The organism is Sulfitobacter sp. 1A15258 (assembly GCF_043557045.1).
GTDB lineage: Bacteria > Pseudomonadota > Alphaproteobacteria > Rhodobacterales > Rhodobacteraceae > Sulfitobacter > Sulfitobacter faviae.
This window is the reverse complement of the sequence record NZ_JBIFFK010000010.1, coordinates 59,035-79,840: the sequence shown is the minus strand read 5'-3', so window position 1 is coordinate 79,840 and position 20,806 is coordinate 59,035. Positions and strand designations below refer to the sequence as shown.

Sequence of the window (20,806 nt, the reverse complement as noted above, 5' to 3'; positions counted from 1 at the left end):
CACTAAAGCATTTCTAATTTAACCTGAGGCATATCCGGCAGCCTGAAAGTAGTTTGAACACTCCTGCGGGGAGTACATTGCGCAGATATCGCCAAGGGCTTCGAACACCGAGGTGAATGATCGTGCACTGATGCGTCTAAGGTGGGACTTCAATTTGGAGAAAGCCAACTCAATCGGGTTCAGATCTGGCGAATATGGCGGCAGATAGAGGAACCAGCATCCATGAGCCTTGAGCGCCGCAGCGGCTTCTTTGTTGCGATGGGTCGCGAGGTTGTCGAGAACGATTGCCGTGCCTGGCGCGATCTCAGGGATCAGGACCTTCTGCACATAGGCCGCGAAGGCAGGACCATCCATCGCGCCATTGATCACCCAAGGTGCGATCAGAGCCTCATGTGTCAGCCCCGCAATCAGGGTTTGGGTTCCCCAACTGCCGAAGGGCGCATCCATCGTCAGGCGTTCGCCACGCGGAGCCCAACCGCGCAGCCGGGTGAGGTTCGTTTTGACCGCTGTTTCATCAAGAAAGACAACGCTTTCCGGCATCCGCGCAATGGCTGGCAAACGGTGTGTGAACCAGTCCTCACGTCGTCGCCTCACCTTGGCACGGTGACGTTCGGTAGCGACCAGTGACTTTTTTTGTGTGTAAATCCGAGGCGCTTTAGCAGATGCCCGATAGCAGAGTGCTGGACTTGCAATCCGGTTGCATCAGCAAGCGCATCACGCAACTCAAACAGTGTGATATCAGGGTCTTGGGTGATCAACTCTTCGAAAAAACCAACATGGGGTGCCAATTTCCCTGACCCTTTTGGACGACCCTGTACGGCAGGATCAGCCCGGCCCGTCGTTTGGATCTGATGCCGCCATCGGGCGCCCGTTGCTGGCGATAGCTTCAAGCGCGCTGCCGCCGCTCGCCCGCTTAGCCCTTCCTCAATATATTTCTGAAACCGCGCCCGAAGCGCTGATGGCAAAGGTGCTGACATAGTTCATCCTCCCAAACAGGATGGATCACAATCAGACCAGTTTGGGAATCCCCAGCGATTCAGGTTTTCTTCGAAACGCTTTATCAGCTTGATAGCCTTTCCTGCCTACGCGAACGTCCGACCGACTTGGAGGCTGAGTTGGACGGGAGTGGCGAGATTACCGAGTTTCGGGCGGCGCAATGTGTGCGCATATCGACGGAGCACCAGCAGTATTCAACCCACAACCAGTCCGACAAGATCCGCGAATACGCCGAAAAGCGCGGCATTGAGGTCATGAAGACCTATGCGGATGACGGCAAGAGCGGCCTTTCCATCGGCGGGCGTGCAGCCCAGCAGCAGCTGATCGCAGATGTGGAATCTGGCGCGGCCGATTTCAATGTCATCCTGGTCTATGACGTCAGCCGCTGGGGCCGGTTCCAGGACGCGGACGAGAGCGCCTATTACGAATACATCTGCAAGCGCGCTGGCATCAACGTCGCCTATGTGCCGAGCAGTTCGAGAATGATGGCTTGCCGGTCTCGACCATCGTCAAAGGCGTCAAACGCGCCATGGCAGCAGTAGAATACAGCCGGGAGTGCAGGAGCAATACATGCTGCGTCGAACAATCGACAAAGGCGTCAGCAAGGAACGGCTGGCGCGCGCCTTCAACGTGAACCTTTCGACGATCAACAGTCGGATAAACCTGCTGCACGGCATCTGTCCTAAAACGGTGGAACTGCTGCAGGACCATCAGTTCACCCCGGATGTGACACGGCACCTGCGCAAGATGAAGGCCGCGAGGCAGATCGAGGCGGTGGAATTGATGATTGCGGCGAACACGATCACCGCTGCACACGCGGACGCCCCCTTGAAGGCGAGCCCGCCAGAACTGCGCACCGACTACAAGCCACCGCAACCGGAACAACTCAAGGGCGACCCGCTGGAACAGATCGTCAAGCTCGAGCGCGAAATGAGCCAGGTGCATGAAAAATACAAGCATGCCGAGGAGAAATATGGCTCGGAGCTGCTGAACCTGGTCATTGCCAAGGGCTACCTGAAAAACTGTTGGAAAACGAGACCGTGCGGTCCTAGGTAGCGCGGCAGGCGTCCGACTTGCAGCATATTGGCTCGGGTGCTTGATTTTCGAGCGACAGGGGGCCGGGTATCGTGGGGCGGCCGTTTCGCCTGGCCGGTGTTGGCGCACCACGGCGCCTATGAACCATACCTTGTGTTGGCGGGGTGGCTCAGTTATGAACTTGTCACATAAGCAGGCTATCTATCGGTGCGCAGTTGAAGGCCCGCCGATGTCCTCAAAGTAAGTGAGGTCCGCCTCTTGTTGGGCCAGCCCCTGAGGGTTGGTGGCTACTTAAGCGTCCGAAGTGGCGAAAGTCTCTGAAACTCTGAAATACCCTCTTGTTTGCGCGCGCAGCATTCGCTACCGCTCGTAACTGAGCGATGTTGAACCTTTTCTCATCATCAATTTGCATCCAACAAGGCGCCCTGCGGGCAGTCCTTGTGCGGTAGCCTGAGAAAATCCTAAAATGACTAGCAAGCGCACCAAGCTGCAGGAAGACACGCATTTTCGCGTGCTTCGGCTCCTGCAAGAGAACCCTGAACTGTCTCAGCGAGAGCTGGCTGACGCGGTCGGCGTCAGTGTTGGCGGGATCCACTACGTGCTGAACGCCCTTATCGACAAAGGGCTCGTGAAGTTGGGGAATTTCACAGCAGCGGAAGACAAACGTCGATATGCCTACGTTTTGACGCCGAAAGGTATCGCGCGGAAGGCAGCCCTGACGCGAGCGTTTTTGGTTCGGAAGATGAAAGAGTACGAGGCGCTCAAGGAAGAGATCGAGGCTCTTCAATTCGAGATAGATGCCAACGCTTCACAGAAGCTGTCTTGATCGCATTAGCAACTCGCTTGGTGGACTACCTCTGACGAGAAACGACGAATTTCTGCTCAGGCAGGATTTTAATGCTGTCGGCGTCGACAAGAAGAAAGCTTTGAGGATTCAATGAAAAAAGTGTTGCTCGTCTTTGGGACTCGCCCAGAAGCCATTAAGATGGCGCCTGTTTACGAAGTCCTCAAGGCAACTCCAGGCCTTGATGTACGTGTGGCGGTCACTGCTCAGCACCGCGAAATGCTGGACCAGGTTCTGCTTCTGTTTGGGATCGAACCCGACTACGATCTGAACGTTATGAAACCTGGACAGGGGCTCACCGAGATCACCGCGGCGGTGCTTGCCGGGCTCAAGCCGGTGTTCGAAGAGTACGCGCCGGACCTACTGCTGGTGCACGGTGACACAACGACCACGCTTTCGGCCTCTCTTGCGGCCTATTACCAGCAGATTCCGGTGGGCCATGTCGAAGCGGGCCTGCGGACTGGCAACATATATTCTCCCTGGCCCGAAGAGATCAACCGCAAGGTGACCGGCACCATCGCGCGTCTGCATTTCGTACCGACGGAAAAGGCGGCCTCCAACTTGAAATCCGAAGGAGTACCTTCCGTTAGGATTTCGATCACTGGAAATACCGTGATCGACGCATTGCTTGACGTGGTTGAGAGGCTCGAGAACGATCCACAGCAAAGCGCAGTCTACGACAGTGAATTCGGCATCGACCCGACCAGGCGCCTTATCTTGGTCACCGGGCATCGTCGCGAAAGCTTTGGGGGCGGCTTCGAGCGTATTTGCACTGCACTTGCCACCCTAGCGAAGCGGGAAGACGTCCAGATCATTTATCCAGTGCACTTGAACCCAAATGTTAAGGGCCCTGTCGAGATCAGCCTCGGTGAGCTTGAGCGTGTTAAACTCATTGCGCCGCAGGATTACCTGCCTTTTGTGCATCTGATGCGTCGCGCTGACATCATCCTCACTGACTCGGGCGGAGTGCAGGAAGAAGCCCCGTCGCTCGGCAAACCTGTGCTCGTGATGCGTGACACCACAGAGAGGCCCGAGGCGGTGGACGCCGGAACGGTCAAGCTGGTCGGGACTGATGCCGATTTGATCATACGAGAAACGAGTAGGCTCCTCGACGATCAAGCCGCCTACGACGCGATGTCGCGCGCGCACAATCCCTACGGCGACGGGCTGGCCTCTCAGCGGGTCCGCGATGCCGTTTTGTCATTTCATACGATCAACCAGGATCAGCAATAATGCCTGAGCTTCCTTTCAAACGCATTTCCGTCATCGGACTGGGGTATATCGGTCTACCAACCGCTGCCATGTTCGCCTCGCGCAAAGTTGAGGTGGTGGGTGTCGATGTGAACCAGAGCGCTGTCGACACGATTAATCGTGGCGAGGTTCATATTGTAGAACCTGATCTCGACTTGGTGGTACGCGCAGTGGTGAAAGAGGGCTATTTGAGGGCCACCACGGTACCTGAACCCGCCGAGGCTTTCCTGATTGCGGTCCCCACTCCCTTCGAGGGCGAGAACCACGATCCCGACTTACGCTTCATTGAGGCGGCGGCGCGCGCAATCGCGCCAATGCTGGAGGCTGGCAATCTGGTAATCTTGGAAAGCACCTCGCCCGTCGGCGCAACCGAGTCGGTGGCCGCCTGGCTAGCCGAAGCCCGGCCCGACCTCAGTTTCCCGCAAGACGCGGGCGCAGCCTCTGACATCCGTATCGCGCATTGCCCCGAGCGGGTTCTGCCCGGCAAGGTGATGCAGGAGCTAGTCACCAACGACCGTGTCATCGGCGGCATGACGCCGGCCTGCTCCGAGCGTGCCGCGGCACTCTACAAGACCTTCGTTACTGCCGAATGCGTCGTTGCCTCGGGACCGCGCGTGGCGGAAATGGCAAAGCTGACTGAAAACAGCTTTCGCGACATCAACATCGCCTTCGCCAACGAGCTGTCGCTCATCTGTGATGAACTAGGTATGGATGTGTGGGAGTTGATCGAGCTCGCCAACCGTCATCCGCGCGTGAACATCCTCCAACCGGGTCCTGGCGTCGGCGGGCATTGCATAGCGGTGGATCCTTGGTTTATTGTCTTTTCGGCGCCGAAGCAGTCTCGCTTGATCCAAACCGCGCGCGAGGTCAACAACAACAAACCCAGATGGGTGATCGAGAAAGTCCGCGCTGCGGTCGGCGCCCACCTAACCGCAAATCCAGACAAAACCGCCACTGATGTGACGCTTGCGATCTACGGCCTAGCCTTCAAACCTGATATCGACGACCTGCGCGAGAGCCCCGCGCTGGCTATTGCACAGACGCTGGCAGCGGGCCATCCTGGCCGGGTGCTGGCCGTCGAGCCGAATATTGCAGAAATGGATAAACTTATCGACGATGGCATTATCCTCACGGACTACGACAACGCCCTGCAGCAGGCTGATATTCACGTCGCACTCGTCGATCACACATCGTTCAAGGCTGCGACGGCCCCCAATAATATGATCATAGACACACGAGGGATCTGGCGCCGCTAGATCATAGACGGCATCATTTTAGTATAGGAAACAAGAAAATGTTGGAAAACAGCACCATACTCGTGACAGGTGGAACGGGATCATTTGGCAATGCCTTTGTCCCGATGACACTTGAGAAATACAACCCCAAGAAAATCATCATCCTCTCGCGAGATGAAATGAAACAATGGGATATGGCCAAGAAATTCGAGAGCGACCGGCGCGTTCGCTTTTTTATCGGCGATGTGCGCGATCGTGAGCGGCTGTACCGCGCATTCAACGGAGTTGATTATGTCGTCCACGCAGCTGCCACAAAAATCGTGCCGACCGCCGAATACAATCCCTTTGAATGCATCAAGACCAACGTAAACGGCGGGATGAACGTGATCGACGCGGCGATTGACAGCGGCGTCAAAAAGATTGTGGCGCTTTCGACCGACAAGGCATCGAGCCCTATCAACTTGTATGGTGCATCGAAACTGGCTTCCGACAAATTGTTCGTAGCCGGAAATGCCTATTCGGGTGAACACGAAACGAGCTTTTCGGTCGTCCGCTACGGCAATGTGATGGGCTCGCGCGGATCGGTCATCCCGTTCTTCCAGTCCATCAAGGACAAGGGGGTTCTGCCCATTACTGACCCCCGCATGACCCGTTTCATGATTTCGCTGGAAGACGGTGTCGAGCTTGTCTGGCACGCCTTTGACGACATGATCGGTGGCGAAATCTACGTCAAAAAAATCCCATCGATGAACATTATGGATATCGCGCAGGTTATCGCACCCGGTGCCAAACAGGAAATCATCGGTATTCGTCCCGGAGAAAAGCTGCACGAGCAGATGATCGGCATCGAGGACGCACCCTACACCTACGAGTATGACAAGCACTTCAAGATCCTTCCAAACATCAATCAATGGGCGAAAGATCCAGAGCGGATCAAGAACGGTCGCAAGGTTGACGACAACTTCTACTACAACAGCGATCAAAACACCGAATGGATGGATAAAGCCGATCTAGCAGACTGGATTGACGCAAATCGCGACAAGATTGGAGCAATCTAATGATCCCTTACGGGCGCCAGATTATTAGCGATGCCGATATCCGTGCAGTCACGGATGTGTTGAAGTCAGATTACCTGACGCAAGGCCCGGTGGTTCAGCGCTTTGAGAAATCTGTTGCAGCGCGGGTCGGTGCGCGTCATGCGGTGGCGGTCAATTCCGCCACCTCGGCTTTGCATATTGCGTGTCTGGCGCTCGACTTGGGCCCCGGAGATATACTATGGACATCCCCGATCACCTTTGTCGCCTCAGCCAATTGCGGGCGCTATTGCGGTGCAGATGTCGATTTCGTGGATATTGATCCTGAAATGTTCAATATCTGCCCTGACGCTCTGGAGAGAAAACTACGGAGAGCGCAGGAAGACAGCCGCTTACCGAAAATAATCGTTGCCGTTCATATGTGCGGCCAGTCGCCTGATATGGTGCGCATCAACGAACTAGCGCGCAAATATGGCGTTCGCGTTATCGAGGATGCAAGCCACGCGATCGGCGCCGACTATCTTGGTAAGCCCGTAGGGAATTGTTCGCATTCCGACATCACTGTTTTCAGCTTCCATCCGGTCAAGATCATCACGACTGCTGAGGGCAGTATTGCGCTGACCAACGACGCTGAGATTGCAGAGCGTATGGAGCGCCTCCGCAGCCATGGGATCACTCGCGATCCTACGCAGATGACCCATACGCCGGATGGTCCGTGGTACTATCAGCAGCTGGAGCTGGGGTGGAACTATCGGATGAACGAGATGCAGGCAGCTCTGGGCCTGAGTCAGATGGACCAGCTCGACGCATTCATCGCGCGCCGGCGCGACCTTGCCGATGCATATGACACTGCCTTGGCTCGCCTGCCACTTCGACGTCCCAGTCGGCTGACAGGGGCAGCTTCCTCGTGGCACCTCTACGTCATTCGACTAGAGGACGAGACACGTCACCGAAACGCTTTTGAGGCCCTTCGCGACAAAGGCGTTGGTGTCAATTTGCATTACATCCCAGTCCATCTCCAACCCTATTACCAAGCGCTCGGGTTCAATCCAGGGGATTTCCCTCTTGCGGAAGACTATTACATGCGCGCGATTTCAATCCCACTCTATGCAGGACTGACCGACGAGCAACAGCAACAGGTCGTTTCAGCTATTTCCGAAGTGCTTGCATGAGCCTTTGCATCATCCCGGCGCGTGGGGGATCAAAACGCATCCCGAGAAAGAACATTCGTAGTTTCTTTGGCGACCCTATGATCGCCTGGCCCATTCGTGCAGCAATCAAGAGTGGTTGCTTCGACCGTATCGTTGTTTCCACCGATGATGATGAGATTGCGCGCATCGCTGAGGACTATGGAGCGGAAGCGCCCTTTCGTCGCGTAGCGGACTTGTCGGATGATCATACGCCTACTGTTCCGGTAATTGCAGACGCCGTCGCCCGCTTGGGCGCTGAGCCACACACGCCTATCTGTTGTCTTTACGCGACCTCACCCTTTGTCAGCCCTGACGACCTCAGGTCTGGGCTGAACCTTCTTGAGGCCAGTGCTGCGCCCTATGTGATTAGTGTCACAAGCTACGATTTCCCTATTCAGCGCGCACTGCGCCGCGATGCGATGGGTCGTGTAGAGATGTTCTATCCCGCGGAGATGCAAACTAGGTCGCAAGATCTCGAGGAAGCCTGGCATGACGCCGGACAGTTTTACTGGGGACTTGCAGAAACATGGGCAAGTCAGCGCGGCGTTTTCGAACCAGGCGCGCGAGGATTGCCACTTCCAAGATACAGGGTGCAAGATATCGACACTGAAGATGATTGGCTTCGAGCAGAAGCGATGGCACGTATTCTGCCAGAAAGTAGTCGCGCATGAAAATTTGCTTTCGGGCTGACGCGTCTGTGGAAATCGGCAATGGCCATATGATGCGCTGCCTCACGCTCGCGCAAGAGTTGCGCAAGCGGGGTGCGGTCTGCCATTTCGTAACGCGCGCTCATCAGGGGCATCGCGCAGATCTGATCGCTCAATTGGGTTTCGAACTGTCACTTCTGTCCGTGCCCGACGGCCCTGCTCCAGCCTCTCCGCCCGATCATGCTGCGTGGGCTGGGGTGTCGTGGGAGCGAGACCTGGCTGAATCCCGCGCGGTCATTGCAGAAGCCGATTGGCTGATCGTCGACCATTATGCCCTCGACGCACGCTGGCAGCGGGGGCTTGTTGATTGCGTCGATCGGATCATGGTCATCGACGACCTCGCTGACCGCCCGCAGGCCGCGGCGCTATTGCTCGACCAGAACCTCGGCCGCGAGGCGAAAGATTACGACGGGCTGGTGTCAGATGACTGTCGCATCCTGACCGGACCGCGCTTTGCCCTGTTGCGGCCCGAATTCGCCGCACAACGGGAGAGGTCCCTGACCCGGCGACAGACGCCGCAGCTGGCACATCTGATGGTCACTATGGGCGGTACCGATGCCATCGACGCCACCTCGCAGGTGCTCCGGGCGCTTAAAGACGCCGACCTGGCCGAGGCGCTGCGGATCAGCGTCGTCATGGGCAGCCGCGCCCCGGCGCTAGAGCGCGTGCGCGCGCTGGCCGCTGACATGCCTTGGCCGACCGAGGTGCTGGTCGATGTGCGCGACATGGCCGCTCTGATGACAGACGCAGACCTGGCCATCGGCGCGGGGGGCAGCACCACCTGGGAGCGCTGCTGCCTCGGCCTGCCCTCGATCATCGTGGAAACCGCCGCAAACCAAGCCGGGGCCGTGGCCGCGATGGAATACGCCGGCGCCGCCCTGGGCACGGGGCCGCTGTTCGCGCCCGACTTCAGGGAACGCCTGGTCGCTGCCCTGGAGCGATTGATGGACCCGGACGACAACGCGCGGCTGAGTCGCGCGTCGGCAGACCTGTGCGCCGGGGACGGGGCCGAGTTTGTCGCGCAATTCTTGGAGGAGCCCACATGGGCCTGAAGATCGAAATCCTCTGCTCCTCGCCGGATCACCCGGTGAATGAGTGGCTGCGTCGGTGGATCAAGGGGCGTTCGGCCCAAGACGCCGTGAATCTTGTTCACGACAAATCGCAAATCCAATCGGGTGATCTGTTGTTCCTGATTTCCGTATCGGAGTTGATCGGGCCGGATATTCGTGCACGGTTCCAGCATACTGTGGTTGTGCACGCGAGCGATCTCCCCGAGGGTCGAGGTTGGAGCCCGCATGTCTGGACCATCCTCAGCGGCGGCGACGCAATCGTCGTCTCGGCGCTTGATGCGAAGGAACCGGTGGATAGTGGAGCCATCTGGGCAAAAACTCAGATTGAAATTCCCAAGACCGCGCTGTGCGACGAGATCAACGAGCGTCTTTTCGACGCGACGCTCGAATTGATGGCCAAGGTCTGCGACATGATAGAAGCCGGTGAACAGTCGCAGCCTCAGGATGATCGCGCGCCGAGCTACTGGCCGCGCAGAACGCCAAGAGACAGCGAGATCGACCCCAAAGAGTCGATTTCCAGTCAATTTGATGCGATCCGTGTCAGCGACCCCGACCGGTATCCTGCATTCTTCCGATTGCATGGCGAGATTTATGAAATTCGTCTCAAGAAACGGACCAGACTGTCCTGAAACATGGCCAAGCCCAGGGTAAGGACACCGCCGGCAGCCTCTTCCCCGGGCGATTTGAGAAAACGGAGTATGAACGATGAAGCCCAGTGTGACGATTGATGGATGCCCAATCGGGCGCGACCACCCTCCCTATGTCATCGCGGAGTTGTCGGCGAACCATAACGGTGAGCTCGATCAGGCGCTGAAGATTATCGACGCAGCTGTCGATGCCGGGGCGGATGCGCTGAAGATTCAAACCTACACGGCTGACACCCTGACCATCGACAGCGATGCACCCGATTTTCGGATCAAGGGCGGCTTGTGGGATGGCCGGACGCTCTATGACCTATACAAGCAGGCCTACACCCCCTGGGACTGGCATGAGACCCTGTTTGCCCATGCCAGAAAACGCGGCATCACGATGTTTTCGAGCCCCTTCGACACCACCGCCGCCGACCTGCTTGATGAACTCGGCGCGCCGGCCTTCAAGATCGCCTCGTTCGAGGCCGTCGACCTGCCGCTGATCCGCTACGTCGCAGGCAAGGGCAAGCCGATGATCATCTCGACCGGCATGGCGGACCTCGACGAAATCGGCGAGGCGTTGCAGGCGGCGCGCGAGGGGGGCTGCGGGGAGTTGGTGTTGCTGCATTGTGTCTCGGGCTATCCCGCCCCGCCCGAGGACTACAAACTGGCGACGATGGTGGATATCGAGCGACGCTTCGGCGTGCCGGTGGGGCTGTCGGATCACACCTTGAACAACGTCAGCGCCATCGCCTCGGTCGCGCTGGGGGCGACAATGATCGAAAAGCACTTCACGCTCGACCGCAACGGCGGCGGCCCGGATGACAGCTTCTCGCTGGAACCCGAGGACCTGAGGCAATTGTGTCGCGACGCACGCATTACCTGGGAAGCAGTCGGCACGGTGGACTACGGGCTGAAATCCAGCGAACGCTCAAACACGGTGTTCCGCCGATCGCTATATATCGTCGAGGATATTCCCAGAGGCACGATGATCACCAAAGACAACATACGCTCGATCCGTCCAGGATACGGCCTGGCTCCGAAACACTACGATACGGTTCTCGGTCAGCGCGCCACGCACGACCTAAGACGCGGTGCGCCACTGACTTGGGACGATGTATCCCCCTAATCAATGAAAAAAACCGGGACCGGCGCGGCCCTGACCAGCGCCGATCCCGAAAATCAAAAGACGGGCTTGAATACCATGCTCCACCTGGCCACAATAAAATGACGGCTCGATTGGTACTTCACCTTTCGGGTGCATGGACCGACGGCCAGGATGGGCTGCTGGAGGACGGGGACATCCTTTATCGGATGCCGCACCTGTCCGCCGTGTCGCAACGGGACGGTTGGCAGGAACTGCCGCAGTCGCAGGGCGACATAGGAGTGTTGCGCGATCAGTATCTGGGCCTGTTTGCCGGACTTGAGGATAGGTTGGCCTCGCTGCCCTTTGCAAGTCTCATCAACGATCAGTTCATCTACAGCGTCATCCCCGTCGCCTCCGCCCTGACCGAAATCGCCGGCATCATCGAGAGCCGCCGGCCCAGCCAGATCCTGCTGTTTCATGCCCCGGCGCGCGGGCCGCATATCCCGGCCACCGGGATCGTAACGCTTGAAAGCAGTCGCGGATCGCGCGACGTGTTGGGCTCGCTCATCGCGGCCTCGGTGAAGGCCGGTGTATCGAAGCTGCCGGTGGTGTCGCATAAGCTTCGGGGCGATGCCCTGTCGCATGGCTGGACACGGCGCGCGGCCCTGCGCGTCGCGTCGTCGCTGATCCTGTTGCGTTTCGTGTTCAGAATGCTTCGATCCGACCTCGGTCGCGAGACGGCCAAGGATCGCGATGGCATTCGCGGTCTGGCGCTCGTCCGTTCGGTTGAACACGCCCGCCACGCGGCCCGGGTGTTTTCCGGCATCGAGGACGTGGGCGCGCTGGTCACGCCGCAATTCACGCAAGGCAGCAGTGCGGAAATTGAGACCCGCCTACAAGGCCATCTGCCCTTATTCGTGCCTAAGGCGTCCTCGCTGCTTCGCAGCCTGTTTCGCGGACTGGCGCCAACGCCGCGCACAGGGTTGAGCAAGACCCAACAGATCACCTGCGGGCCCTTTGCATTCACCGCCTGCCTTACGGAACTTGAGCGGGACTTCAATGCGGTGCGCTTTTACGCATTTCAAAATGCGCTGCTTAGGGATGCCTTGCGCACATTTCCATCGGCACGCTTCACCGCGGGGTTCGAGGTTCAGGGGGCTTTTGCCTGGACCGAAGGCTGCATTCCGCGCAGCGCCGGGCTGACCACTCGGACAATTCAACCGGTCCTTGTACAAAATCGTCCCCTTCCGGTATTCCCGTTCTCCGACTGCTTTCTGGCTGATAGTGCGCCGAACCGCGCCGATCTGGCGGATATTGGCGGGGTGCGGCTGGGCGCGGTCGATTTTCAGGGGCCGCCCTTCGAGGTGCGCGAGGTAAGAACGCCGCGCCCTTCGATGGCGCTGGGGTATTTCACGCAGCCTTACGAAACCCAAAACAATGTGGCGATTGCGCAAACGCTGTGCCGGGTCGCAAAATCGCGCGGCTGGACGGTCATTTTGCGGCTGCACCCACGCGAAGATGCCGCACAGTTCGACCCTGTGCTGGAACGCTACTCGGGCATTTGCACCATCGCCAAAGCCGAACTGCTTGAACAATTTGTCGATACAGTCGATGTGTCGATCACCCGCACCTCCAGCGTCACCAAGGAGGCGATCGCGCGCGGATGTGCTTGCGTGACCGTCCTTTTGAGTGATCTCGACCAGCGGGTGCAGGCCGACTACATCCGGGCCGATGGCCAAACCCTGCCGCATGTCGTTACGGATCTGGATGCAATGGCGTCGCGTATCTGTGATCCGGTTCGATTGAAAGAAACCAGTGTTCAGTTGCAAGACAGACTTTTCAACGGGCGCGGATTTCCAGAGTTTGTGGAATTTGTGAGCCGATGAAAGACAAAATTCTGCAATTGTCGGCCTTTTCTCTGCGCTCGGCGTCGCTGCTTGCGCGTTTTCTGCTGGTGGTGGTGGTGGCGCGGGCCTTGCCGCCGGACAGCTTTGGGTTTTTCATACTGTATGTCGCGACGCTTCAGATCGGCACCGCCGCCGCCTCGATGGATGTATATGCCGAAACAACCCGCCTATTTCTGGATGCGCCCGATCAACGGCAGAACATCCTGAGCAGGCATTTTTCGTTTCTGGGTGCCACTGGCGTCATCGTCGGGCCGCTCGTCGGTCTGGCATTTTTCGCCTATGAAGGCCAGTTTCCAATCGCCGTATATCTGGTGTTTCCGGTGTTCTTTCTGACCGAGCTTTACGCCAATGACATCACCCGATTGCTGCCGCCTCTTCAGCATCCTTTTGCTGCTTCGGTGCTTCTTTTTGTTCGGCAGGCGATACCGCTGGCGATCATTTTCGTTCTTAATGAGTTTTCAGGGAGCGATCTGACCCTGCTCAAAACCATCGTGATCACCTTCGGCCCGGCCGTCCCGGTTATCGGCATCGTGCTGATCATGTTTCGTGCCCGATCGTATTACGACACCTTGCTGCGGCTTGATCTGCGATGGGTTCGCACAACGGTTCAGGCAAGCGCGGCTTTCTTTGCGGCGACATTGGTTTTTCGGGTGTTGTTCGGCATCGACCGCTTCATCGTTGCCAGCATGACGGGACTAGGCACAACCGGCATCTACGGGTTGTACGTGTCTTTCGGGATGGGAATCGTCTCGGTGCTCGAAGCGGGGGTTTCGGCGTGGAAATATCCGCCACTTGTGCGCTCCATCCTGCATCGCGATTCCGGCGCGGTAATCATACAGTTCAGCAGTTTCCTGATTACAAATCTGGTCAGTTCGGTGGTGATGTGTCTGGCGGCATATTTTGCCATCCAGTACATCGTGTTAAATTTCCTTGAGCCGCATTATCACGCCGGGCTGGCGCATCTTCACTGGATCCTGCTGGGGGCGATCGCGATCTCAGCATCGCTTCCATTCCACTATGTTCTGTTCGGCTTGCGGAGAGACCGTGCATTGCTTGCCATCTACTGCTGCGCCGTGGCGGCCGTGATGCTATATGCGCTACTGGTGCTGAAGGGAGGCGGGGTCGGCGAAGCTTTCGGCGTTTTCGTCGTCGCGACCACCGTAATTGGAGCCGGGCGGATGGCCTTTGCGTTTGGTCCGCTCAAATCAATTCGGCAAGGGCACTGGTCATGACATGTCGCGGGGTTTACGAGAGCTTCGCGAAGGGCTCTCGGTGGGCGTTTTTCGACCGACTGAGTGTGATACAATGAATGATCTGACATCCCAATACGCGCTGAGGCATGAGCTTCGCGGCGAGTTCATCGTCCTGCGGGTGCTGGTCTTTTGTTGCATCATCTACCTGTTCTTGCAGGTGGCCTCGATGTTTCGGTTGTTCGGTGTGCCCGGCATTCCGCCACTGTTGCTGCTTGGTTATCGCACACTTGACCTGCTGGTCATCGGTTCGTTCCTCCTGTACTGTGGCACTAGGTTGAGAATCCGCTGGCACGACCTACCGTTCCTGTTGATGATACCTTCTCCGATCCTGATTGGGATCGGTCAGGGAAATCTCAACATCACATTTTTCAATGACATCGCCATCTTCGTCTTCTTTGCGCTGAAGGTCCTAGTCATTCGAACCCTAATAACTCGGTTCATGGAGAAGACCGATTTCGATGAGGTTTTTCTGAGTTATGCTCGGCGGATCATCAGCCGGTCCATCCTCGCGGCGCTCCTGATGCTCATGCTCGCCTTTGCCGCATGGTCCTCGGGTATAAGGTTTTACTATCAGGCGCCCGCCGAACTGACTTTGGCCGCGGCGCTCGCGGTCGCTCGGGGGAAAATGCCGTTATATCTGATCATTTTGGCGCTAGCGGCGATGGGCGGAAAACGCGGCACCATGATTGGAATTATGTCCATAGGCGTTCTCGGCTTAATGAGGCGCCGGAATCTCGGCCAAGCGGTGTTGAGCGTTTTGGCTCTGGCGATTGTTTTTTTCGTCTTTGTGGCCGTTTTCGGTGCCAGCAGTTTGCCGGGCGACGCGCCATTCGTACGCCGATTAACGGGAACTTTGGCCACCATCACATCTGCCGCGAATGAAACACAGGATTGGCTGGAACTCCTCATGTTTCTCGACCCGAGCCGGTTTGTCGAATATGTCTCCCTCAAACCTTACCTGGAAGGATGGGCCCTCTGGTTTGGAAATGGCTTTGGCTTTCGCTACAATCTGGATGCCAACTTTCTCTCGGATTTTGGCAGGCTAGCCTCGGAAAATACCGTGTCAAACGCACATTTCACGCCTCTCGCGATTGTCGCGAAATTCGGCGTCGTCGGGCTGGCACTTTGGCTTGTCCAGGTTCTCGGCATCCTGTTTTCAAGGCGGGATTCCCAGTCGTATTTTCAGACTGCATGCATGCTTGGATTTATTTCGATGATGTTTCATTCGATGTTTTCATTCTCCTTCTTCATCTCGTTTTTCACGCCTATTTTTGTCGCGGGCGCGACCTTGCGACGTCCGCGTCGCGCTGGTGCCCGCACCGCAGGCGTCCGAACTATACACCTGACAGAGGTCAAATAATATGTGCGGTTTTGTCTTTGCACTTTCGACGCGCCCGGTGCGCAATTTTGTCACGACCGCGCATCAGCGGCAAATTCACCGCGGGCCGGACGGCGAAGGTTTCTGTTTCGAAGAGACGGCAGGGGTCCATCTGGGCTTGGCCCATGAGCGGCTCGCGATTGTAGGGCTGAACGAATTTGGCGCGCAGCCAATGCTCTCGGCTTCGGGCCGGTTCCGGATTCTGTTCAATGGCGAAGTCTATAATTTCCGTGAACTGGCCGAGCAACACGGGCTACGGCATCTGCGTTCAGGCAGCGATACGGAAGTAATTGTCGAACTGATTGAACGCCTGGGGATCGATGCCGCCGTGGATCATTTCAACGGCATGTGGGCAATGGTTGTTCAGGATATCGGGGCCAATCGCTTCTATGTTTCGCGCGACAGGTTCGGCAAAAAGCCACTCTATGTGCATCAGGACGCAAACGGGATCTACATGGCGTCCGAAATGCACAGCCTTCTGGGTTTACCTGGTGTGGATTTGACACCAGATGCGGTCACGGCTTCGCGCTTCCTGGCGCAATCATTGCAGAATGTCGATGAGCGCAGCTGGCTTGAATGTATCAAGTCCTTTCCGCCCGCATCCATAGCCGAAATCGATGGCGCAGAGCCGGGTGCGGGAATGCGCAACATGCGCCGCTTTTGGATGCCCCGCTACGAAACCCCACTGCCGCAGCAGCGCTCTGAGGAAACCGTCGAGGAACTTCGCTCGCTGGTGCAGGATTCCATTCGCCTGCGTCTGCAAGCGGACGTGCCTGTCGGTGTGGCCCTTTCGGGCGGGATTGACAGTTCGATCATCTCGGTTCTGGCGGCGCAGACCGTTGGCGCACGGGGGCAGCGCACCGAACATTTTTCAGCCGTGAACCCAGGCTCGAAGGAGGATGAGTCCGAACATATCGATATGATGGCACGACATCTGGACAGCGATGTGCGTCGTTTCCGCCTGGACCCCGAGGAGGGCGACGGATTGTTCGGTCTCTTGCAGACCTGCATTCGCCACGCCGACGGACCGGTCACGTCATTCTCGAATCTGCTTTTCTACAAGTTGATGGAAAGCGCGCGCTCGGCCGGGATCACCGTTTTGTTGACGGGGCAGGGCGCGGACGAGGCCTTTTGCGGCTATCGTAAATACCCGATCCTGGAAATCAAACGTCTGCTCAGGGCGCGCCGTGTGGGTGAAGCGACAAAACTCGCGGCGGGGTTCATCGCAAACGGCACGATCCTTCCTCAATTCAACCTGAACGACGCCAAGCGGTATACTGGTGCTTCGAACAAGTCGATCTTGGGGGAAGCCGCAGCGAGCGCGCTGGATCTGGAACCTCTCGGCCGGATCACCTCGTTGGGAGAGCGGCAGTGGCTGGATGTTTCGAAATATTCGGTCCCTTACCTGTGCCATTATGAGGATCGCATGTCGATGGCGTGGTCGCGCGAGGTCCGCTCTCCGTTCCTCGACTATCGCGTCGTGGATATGGGGCTACGAATGCCCGAGCGGTTGAAACTGTCGCGCGGCTGGACGAAATACGCCTTGCGCAAGGCCTTCGAGCGCGACCTTCCGCCCTCGATCGCGTGGCGCAAGGACAAGAAAGGGTTTGTGAACCCCCAGGACGACTGGCTGAAGGGCAACCTGCAACCCGTTGTCCGCGACTTGATGGGGCGAAACGACGCGCGGGTCTATCAAACCGGCTTGGTGGACAAGGCCGGTTACCTCGAACGCTTCGATGCCTATTGCGCCGGGCGGGGGCATGTCTGGTTCCGTGACGTGTTTGCGCCTTTTGCCCTTGAACTGTGGATGGGCACCGCTGCCGAGATCGAACAGGACCTGAAGAAGCAGATGCAATGTCACGTTACGGCCTGATCGCCAGAACCGCACCGAAACTCGGCTTGCGCAACGTCGCACGCGTGGCACTTTACCGTGCAAGGTTTAAGTCGGGGTGGCGGCCGAGGCCGCCCGACACACCTTGCCCGGAGGGTGCGGTCTACGGCCTCGGTGACAGTGACCGACAGGGCGGTTCAGTCACGCTGAAGCTCTTTGGCTGGTATCCAGTCGAATTGGGGGCAGCACCAGATTGGCACGCCGATCCCTTTGGCGCGGGCACCCGGCAGGATACCGATGTCGACTGGGTCGCCGCGCTGCAACGGATCGGCGACGGGGACGTCAAGAGGTATTGGGAGCTGTCGCGCTTCTACTGGTTGCCCCAATTTGCGCTGGCAGCGCGTGATGGGGACGCGGATGCCGCAACTCGAATAGAAAACTGGCTGCGAGACTGGGTTGACGCAAACCCGTCCTATCGTGGTATCAACTGGGCCTGCGGACAGGAGGCCTCCATTCGCCTGATGAACCTCGCACTGGCGGCGTTGATCCTGGACACCTGGCGCGATCCATCGCCGACAATGCGGTGGCTCGTTGAAGCCCATGCACGGCGGATCCGGCCGACATTGTCATATGCCCTTGGACAGGACAACAACCACGGCACCGCTGAAGCCTGCGGGATCTACGTCGCAGGTAGCTGGGGGAAACGCTGGTCGATGCCGGACGCCGACCGGTGTGCACGGACCGGGTTGCGATGGCTGAATGATCGTGCGCTGCGGATGATTCAGGCTGACGGCAGCCCGTGTCAGTATTCGACGACCTATCACCGAGCCAATCTCGAGGGGTTCTGCCTGGCCGGCCTGTGGGCGGAAAAGACCGGTGCACCGCGACTGGGAACCGAGGCGCGGTCACGTATCTTGGACGGGGCGCGCTGGTTGCAGGCTATCGTCGACCCGGCAACCGGGGATGCGCCAAACTTGGGTCCGAACGACGGCTCGCACCTGTTTACCGTGTCGCAAGCAGACTACCGCGATTTTCGCCCGACTGTGGCGCTGGCGGCGGTACTGTTTGACGACGAGCGACCATGGCCGGATTACGATGATCCCAGAGTGTCCGCGCTCGGCTTGAAACAAGGCGATCATTTCTGGCCCTCACCTACGTCGCGCAGTTCCGATGTCGGCGGCTATCATGTGTTGCGCGTCGGACAGGCCATGGCGGTCTTGCGCTATCCCCGCTTCCGCTATCGGCCCAGCCAGGCGGATGCTTTGCATCTCGACCTGTGGCACGCGGGGCGCAACCTTCTGCGCGACGGCGGAACCTTCAGCTACAATGCCGAGGGAGCCGAATGGTTCGCAGGCACGGCAGCACACAATACCATCGAGTTCGATGGGCGCGACCAGATGCCCCGACTTGGGCGTTTCCTTTTTGGAGACTGGCTCAAGGCCGAAGCTGTTGAGCCTGTTTTGGATGATGGAGTTAAAGCAGTTGCAGCGGCGGCATACACCGACGCCCGCGGTGCCCGGCATCACCGGGCGATCACCCTGAGCGCTGGTTCCTTGATTTGCCGGGATACGATATCCGGGAATTTTGAAGTGGCACGCTTGCGTTGGCGCCTGGCTCCTGGTGAATGGCACATTGAAGGTGACATCGTTCGCAACGGAGCCTACTCGATTGCGATTGAATTCGATGGCGTGCCGGTCTCCCCGGCACTCGGCACCACAGTGGAATCTCGCTACTACCTGCAAAAAACAGAGATTCCGGAAATCTCGGTCAAGGTGAGCCGACCGGGAACACTCGTCACGAAAGTCACCTTCTGATCATGCACGTTCTTTATTTCCACCAGCATTTCTCTACCCCACAGGGATCGGCCGGCACCCGCTCCTACGAGATGGCCCAGGCACTCATCCGGGCTGGGCACAGCGTTACGATAGTGTGTGGCAGCTATGCCCAAGGAAAGACGGGGGTGAGCGCACCGTTTGAAAAGGGACGAAGGCGCGGCGTTGTCGATGGGATTGATGTCATTGAGTTCGATCTCAACTATGGCAATCACATGGGGTTTGTGCAGCGACTAGGCGTTTTTCTGAAGTTTGCTATGGGTTCTGTCGGGGTAGCCCTGCGGGAGCCTGCTGACGTTGTGTTCGCGACGACGACCCCGCTGACCGCAGGCATTCCGGGCATTTTCGCGCGTTGGCTGACGCGCAAGCCTTTCGTATTTGAAGTTCGGGACCTTTGGCCGGAATTGCCCAAAGCTATGGGCGTGATCACAAACCCCATGTTGCTTTGGCTTATGTCCGTGCTGGAATGGGCGTCGTACCGTTCGGCGGATCGCTTGGTGGGCCTTTCTCCGGGGATCGTAGAGGGAATTGCAGCCCGAGGCGTGGATAAATCGCGGATCGCCTTGGTGCCCAATGGTTGCGATATGGATCTCTTCTCAACGTCCGAAGCGGCTTGGCGGCCGGACGGCGTGCAGGATGATCAGTTGCTCGCGATTTTCACGGGAACGCATGGGAACGCGAACGGTTTGGATGCTGTTCTAAACGCTGCTGCGGTTCTGAAAGAACGCGGGCGCGACGACATCCGGATCGCCTTGGTCGGGCAAGGGCGCGAGAAGCCAAAGCTTATAGCCGATGCTGAAAAACGTGGCCTCGACAATGTTCTTTTCCTAGATCCTGTTCCCAAGACCAAACTCACTGGATTGATGGCGGGTGCTGATTTAGGGCTGCAAGTTTTGAGGAATGTTCCTGCATTTTACTTCGGCACGTCTCCGAACAAATTCTTCGACTACATCTCTGCAGGGCTGCCCGTTTTGAACAACTATCCGGGCTGGCTTGCGGGCTTAATCAAAGAAACCGATTGCGGTTTCGTTGTGCCGCCTGATGACCCTGCCGCCTTTACAGACGCTCTGATTGCGGCTGCAGAGAGTCGGGACGCGTTGCGACAGAAAGGGGACAATGCGCAAGAGCTCGCAAAAACACGCTTTGATCGCGCGAAACTGTCTTCCGATTGGGTTCAATGGGTGACAGGTGCTGCGCGTTAAGCTTTAAGGCAAGTGGCGGGGAATTCGAAACGGCGAGATAGATGAAACGAATTATTGATATTCTCGGGGCTAGCTTGGGTTTATTGCTGTTGTCGCCAGTTGTGGCGATCGTGGCCTATAAAATCCGCCATGAGATGGGCTCTCCTGTGATGTTTCGCCAGACGCGGCCCTGTCGCCACGGGACACCATTTCAGATGATCAAGCTCCGCACCATGCGCGACGCGCTTGACGCCAATCGGCACCCGCTTCCAGATGGGTAGCGGCTCACCAAGCTTGGGAGTTTCCTGCGCTCAAGTTCACTGGACGAACTTTGGAACATGCTGAA

20 protein-coding genes are annotated in these 20,806 nt (G+C 57.8%); 18 read left to right on the top strand and 2 right to left on the bottom strand.

The features are described from left to right. Nucleotides 1–18 precede the first annotated feature (18 nt). Both ACGYK9_RS17140 and ACGYK9_RS17135 read right to left on the bottom strand, forming a co-directional pair. Nucleotides 19–594 carry an IS630 family transposase gene (locus ACGYK9_RS17140; protein WP_394413810.1) on the bottom strand — a complete coding sequence of 192 codons (576 nt, stop codon included), beginning with the start codon at nt 592–594 and terminating at the stop codon, nt 19–21. Then, nucleotides 591–977 (bottom strand): transposase, encoded by a 387-nt coding sequence (locus ACGYK9_RS17135; RefSeq protein ID WP_394413813.1) that lies wholly within the window; start codon nt 975–977, stop codon nt 591–593. Before ACGYK9_RS17135 ends, ACGYK9_RS17140 begins: the two co-directional genes overlap by 4 nt. Nucleotides 978–1,115: 138 nt before the next feature. Between ACGYK9_RS17135 and ACGYK9_RS17130 the strand changes: the two genes are divergently transcribed. From ACGYK9_RS17130 to ACGYK9_RS17045, 18 genes are all read left to right on the top strand, one after another. Further along, entirely contained in the window at nt 1,116–1,538 is a 423-nt protein-coding gene (locus ACGYK9_RS17130; RefSeq protein ID WP_394422622.1) for a recombinase family protein, read from the top strand. 28 nt (nt 1,539–1,566) lie between these two features. Then, nucleotides 1,567–2,052: a plasmid partitioning protein RepB C-terminal domain-containing protein gene (locus tag ACGYK9_RS17125; protein ID WP_394413819.1), complete on the top strand. Its 486-nt coding sequence runs from the start codon at nt 1,567–1,569 to the stop codon at nt 2,050–2,052. A gap of 445 nt (nt 2,053–2,497) precedes the next feature. Continuing rightward, on the top strand, nt 2,498–2,857 hold the full coding sequence (locus ACGYK9_RS17120) for a MarR family EPS-associated transcriptional regulator (RefSeq protein ID WP_394413822.1): 360 nt from the start codon (nt 2,498–2,500) through the stop codon (nt 2,855–2,857). Nucleotides 2,858–2,968: 111 nt separating this feature from the next. Continuing rightward, nucleotides 2,969–4,108: a non-hydrolyzing UDP-N-acetylglucosamine 2-epimerase gene (wecB, locus tag ACGYK9_RS17115; RefSeq protein WP_394413825.1), complete on the top strand. Its 1,140-nt coding sequence runs from the start codon at nt 2,969–2,971 to the stop codon at nt 4,106–4,108. Next, nucleotides 4,108–5,382 (top strand): UDP-N-acetyl-D-mannosamine dehydrogenase, encoded by a 1,275-nt coding sequence (wecC, locus tag ACGYK9_RS17110; protein WP_394413828.1) that lies wholly within the window; start codon nt 4,108–4,110, stop codon nt 5,380–5,382. Before wecB ends, wecC begins: the two co-directional genes overlap by 1 nt. A gap of 38 nt (nt 5,383–5,420) precedes the next feature. Next, on the top strand, nt 5,421–6,419 hold the full coding sequence (pseB, locus tag ACGYK9_RS17105) for a UDP-N-acetylglucosamine 4,6-dehydratase (inverting) (RefSeq protein ID WP_394413831.1): 999 nt from the start codon (nt 5,421–5,423) through the stop codon (nt 6,417–6,419). Further along, nucleotides 6,419–7,567 carry a UDP-4-amino-4,6-dideoxy-N-acetyl-beta-L-altrosamine transaminase gene (gene pseC, locus ACGYK9_RS17100; protein ID WP_394413834.1) on the top strand — a complete coding sequence of 383 codons (1,149 nt, stop codon included), beginning with the start codon at nt 6,419–6,421 and terminating at the stop codon, nt 7,565–7,567. The genes pseB and pseC overlap by 1 nt, the downstream gene beginning before the upstream one ends. Next, nucleotides 7,564–8,256 carry a pseudaminic acid cytidylyltransferase gene (gene pseF, locus ACGYK9_RS17095; RefSeq protein ID WP_394413837.1) on the top strand — a complete coding sequence of 231 codons (693 nt, stop codon included), beginning with the start codon at nt 7,564–7,566 and terminating at the stop codon, nt 8,254–8,256. Before pseC ends, pseF begins: the two co-directional genes overlap by 4 nt. After that, the gene (gene pseG, locus ACGYK9_RS17090) at nt 8,253–9,344 is read left to right on the top strand and encodes a UDP-2,4-diacetamido-2,4,6-trideoxy-beta-L-altropyranose hydrolase (RefSeq protein WP_394413840.1); all 1,092 of its coding nucleotides are present in this window, start codon (nt 8,253–8,255) and stop codon (nt 9,342–9,344) included. The genes pseF and pseG overlap by 4 nt, the downstream gene beginning before the upstream one ends. After that, complete coding sequence (locus ACGYK9_RS17085) at nt 9,335–9,991, top strand: formyltransferase family protein (RefSeq protein WP_394413843.1); 657 nt, start codon at nt 9,335–9,337, stop codon at nt 9,989–9,991. The genes pseG and ACGYK9_RS17085 overlap by 10 nt, the downstream gene beginning before the upstream one ends. A gap of 76 nt (nt 9,992–10,067) precedes the next feature. Beyond that, on the top strand, nt 10,068–11,120 hold the full coding sequence (gene pseI, locus ACGYK9_RS17080; protein WP_394413846.1) for a pseudaminic acid synthase: 1,053 nt from the start codon (nt 10,068–10,070) through the stop codon (nt 11,118–11,120). Nucleotides 11,121–11,230: 110 nt separating this feature from the next. Further along, entirely contained in the window at nt 11,231–12,964 is a 1,734-nt protein-coding gene (locus ACGYK9_RS17075) for a hypothetical protein (protein ID WP_394422619.1), read from the top strand. Continuing rightward, nucleotides 12,961–14,217, top strand: a complete 1,257-nt coding sequence (locus ACGYK9_RS17070) for a lipopolysaccharide biosynthesis protein (protein WP_394413851.1) — start codon at nt 12,961–12,963, stop codon at nt 14,215–14,217. The genes ACGYK9_RS17075 and ACGYK9_RS17070 overlap by 4 nt, the downstream gene beginning before the upstream one ends. A 73-nt stretch (nt 14,218–14,290) precedes the next feature. Continuing rightward, the gene (locus tag ACGYK9_RS17065; protein ID WP_394413854.1) at nt 14,291–15,598 is read left to right on the top strand and encodes a hypothetical protein; all 1,308 of its coding nucleotides are present in this window, start codon (nt 14,291–14,293) and stop codon (nt 15,596–15,598) included. A gap of 1 nt (nt 15,599) precedes the next feature. Continuing rightward, nucleotides 15,600–17,489, top strand: a complete 1,890-nt coding sequence (gene asnB / locus ACGYK9_RS17060; protein ID WP_394413857.1) for an asparagine synthase (glutamine-hydrolyzing) — start codon at nt 15,600–15,602, stop codon at nt 17,487–17,489. Then, a complete protein-coding gene (locus ACGYK9_RS17055) occupies nt 17,471–19,261 on the top strand; it encodes an alginate lyase family protein (protein WP_394413860.1) in 1,791 nt (596 codons plus the stop codon). The genes asnB and ACGYK9_RS17055 overlap by 19 nt, the downstream gene beginning before the upstream one ends. A gap of 2 nt (nt 19,262–19,263) precedes the next feature. Further along, entirely contained in the window at nt 19,264–20,481 is a 1,218-nt protein-coding gene (locus ACGYK9_RS17050) for a glycosyltransferase family 4 protein (protein ID WP_394413863.1), read from the top strand. 41 nt (nt 20,482–20,522) lie between these two features. Further along, on the top strand, nt 20,523–20,741 hold the full coding sequence (locus tag ACGYK9_RS17045) for a sugar transferase (RefSeq protein ID WP_394413866.1): 219 nt from the start codon (nt 20,523–20,525) through the stop codon (nt 20,739–20,741). Nucleotides 20,742–20,806: the final 65 nt, after the last annotated feature.

Bases quoted from the DNA above. Each gene is read 5' to 3' on its own strand.
- ACGYK9_RS17070 (WP_394413851.1), top strand. From the start codon at position 12,961: ATGAAAGACAAAATTCTGCAATTGTCGGCCTTTTCTCTGCGCTCGGCG.
- pseC (WP_394413834.1), top strand. From the start codon at position 6,419: ATGATCCCTTACGGGCGCCAGATTATTAGCGATGCCGATATCCGTGCA.
- pseI (WP_394413846.1), top strand. From the start codon at position 10,068: ATGAAGCCCAGTGTGACGATTGATGGATGCCCAATCGGGCGCGACCAC.
- ACGYK9_RS17085 (WP_394413843.1), top strand. From the start codon at position 9,335: ATGGGCCTGAAGATCGAAATCCTCTGCTCCTCGCCGGATCACCCGGTG.
- ACGYK9_RS17065 (WP_394413854.1), top strand. From the start codon at position 14,291: ATGAATGATCTGACATCCCAATACGCGCTGAGGCATGAGCTTCGCGGC.
- ACGYK9_RS17050 (WP_394413863.1), top strand. From the start codon at position 19,264: ATGCACGTTCTTTATTTCCACCAGCATTTCTCTACCCCACAGGGATCG.
- pseG (WP_394413840.1), top strand. From the start codon at position 8,253: ATGAAAATTTGCTTTCGGGCTGACGCGTCTGTGGAAATCGGCAATGGC.
- asnB (WP_394413857.1), top strand. From the start codon at position 15,600: ATGTGCGGTTTTGTCTTTGCACTTTCGACGCGCCCGGTGCGCAATTTT.
- pseF (WP_394413837.1), top strand. From the start codon at position 7,564: ATGAGCCTTTGCATCATCCCGGCGCGTGGGGGATCAAAACGCATCCCG.
- ACGYK9_RS17045 (WP_394413866.1), top strand. From the start codon at position 20,523: ATGAAACGAATTATTGATATTCTCGGGGCTAGCTTGGGTTTATTGCTG.
- ACGYK9_RS17055 (WP_394413860.1), top strand. From the start codon at position 17,471: ATGTCACGTTACGGCCTGATCGCCAGAACCGCACCGAAACTCGGCTTG.
- pseB (WP_394413831.1), top strand. From the start codon at position 5,421: ATGTTGGAAAACAGCACCATACTCGTGACAGGTGGAACGGGATCATTT.
- wecC (WP_394413828.1), top strand. From the start codon at position 4,108: ATGCCTGAGCTTCCTTTCAAACGCATTTCCGTCATCGGACTGGGGTAT.
- ACGYK9_RS17135 (WP_394413813.1), bottom strand. From the start codon at position 977: ATGTCAGCACCTTTGCCATCAGCGCTTCGGGCGCGGTTTCAGAAATAT.
- ACGYK9_RS17120 (WP_394413822.1), top strand. From the start codon at position 2,498: ATGACTAGCAAGCGCACCAAGCTGCAGGAAGACACGCATTTTCGCGTG.
- ACGYK9_RS17125 (WP_394413819.1), top strand. From the start codon at position 1,567: ATGCTGCGTCGAACAATCGACAAAGGCGTCAGCAAGGAACGGCTGGCG.
- wecB (WP_394413825.1), top strand. From the start codon at position 2,969: ATGAAAAAAGTGTTGCTCGTCTTTGGGACTCGCCCAGAAGCCATTAAG.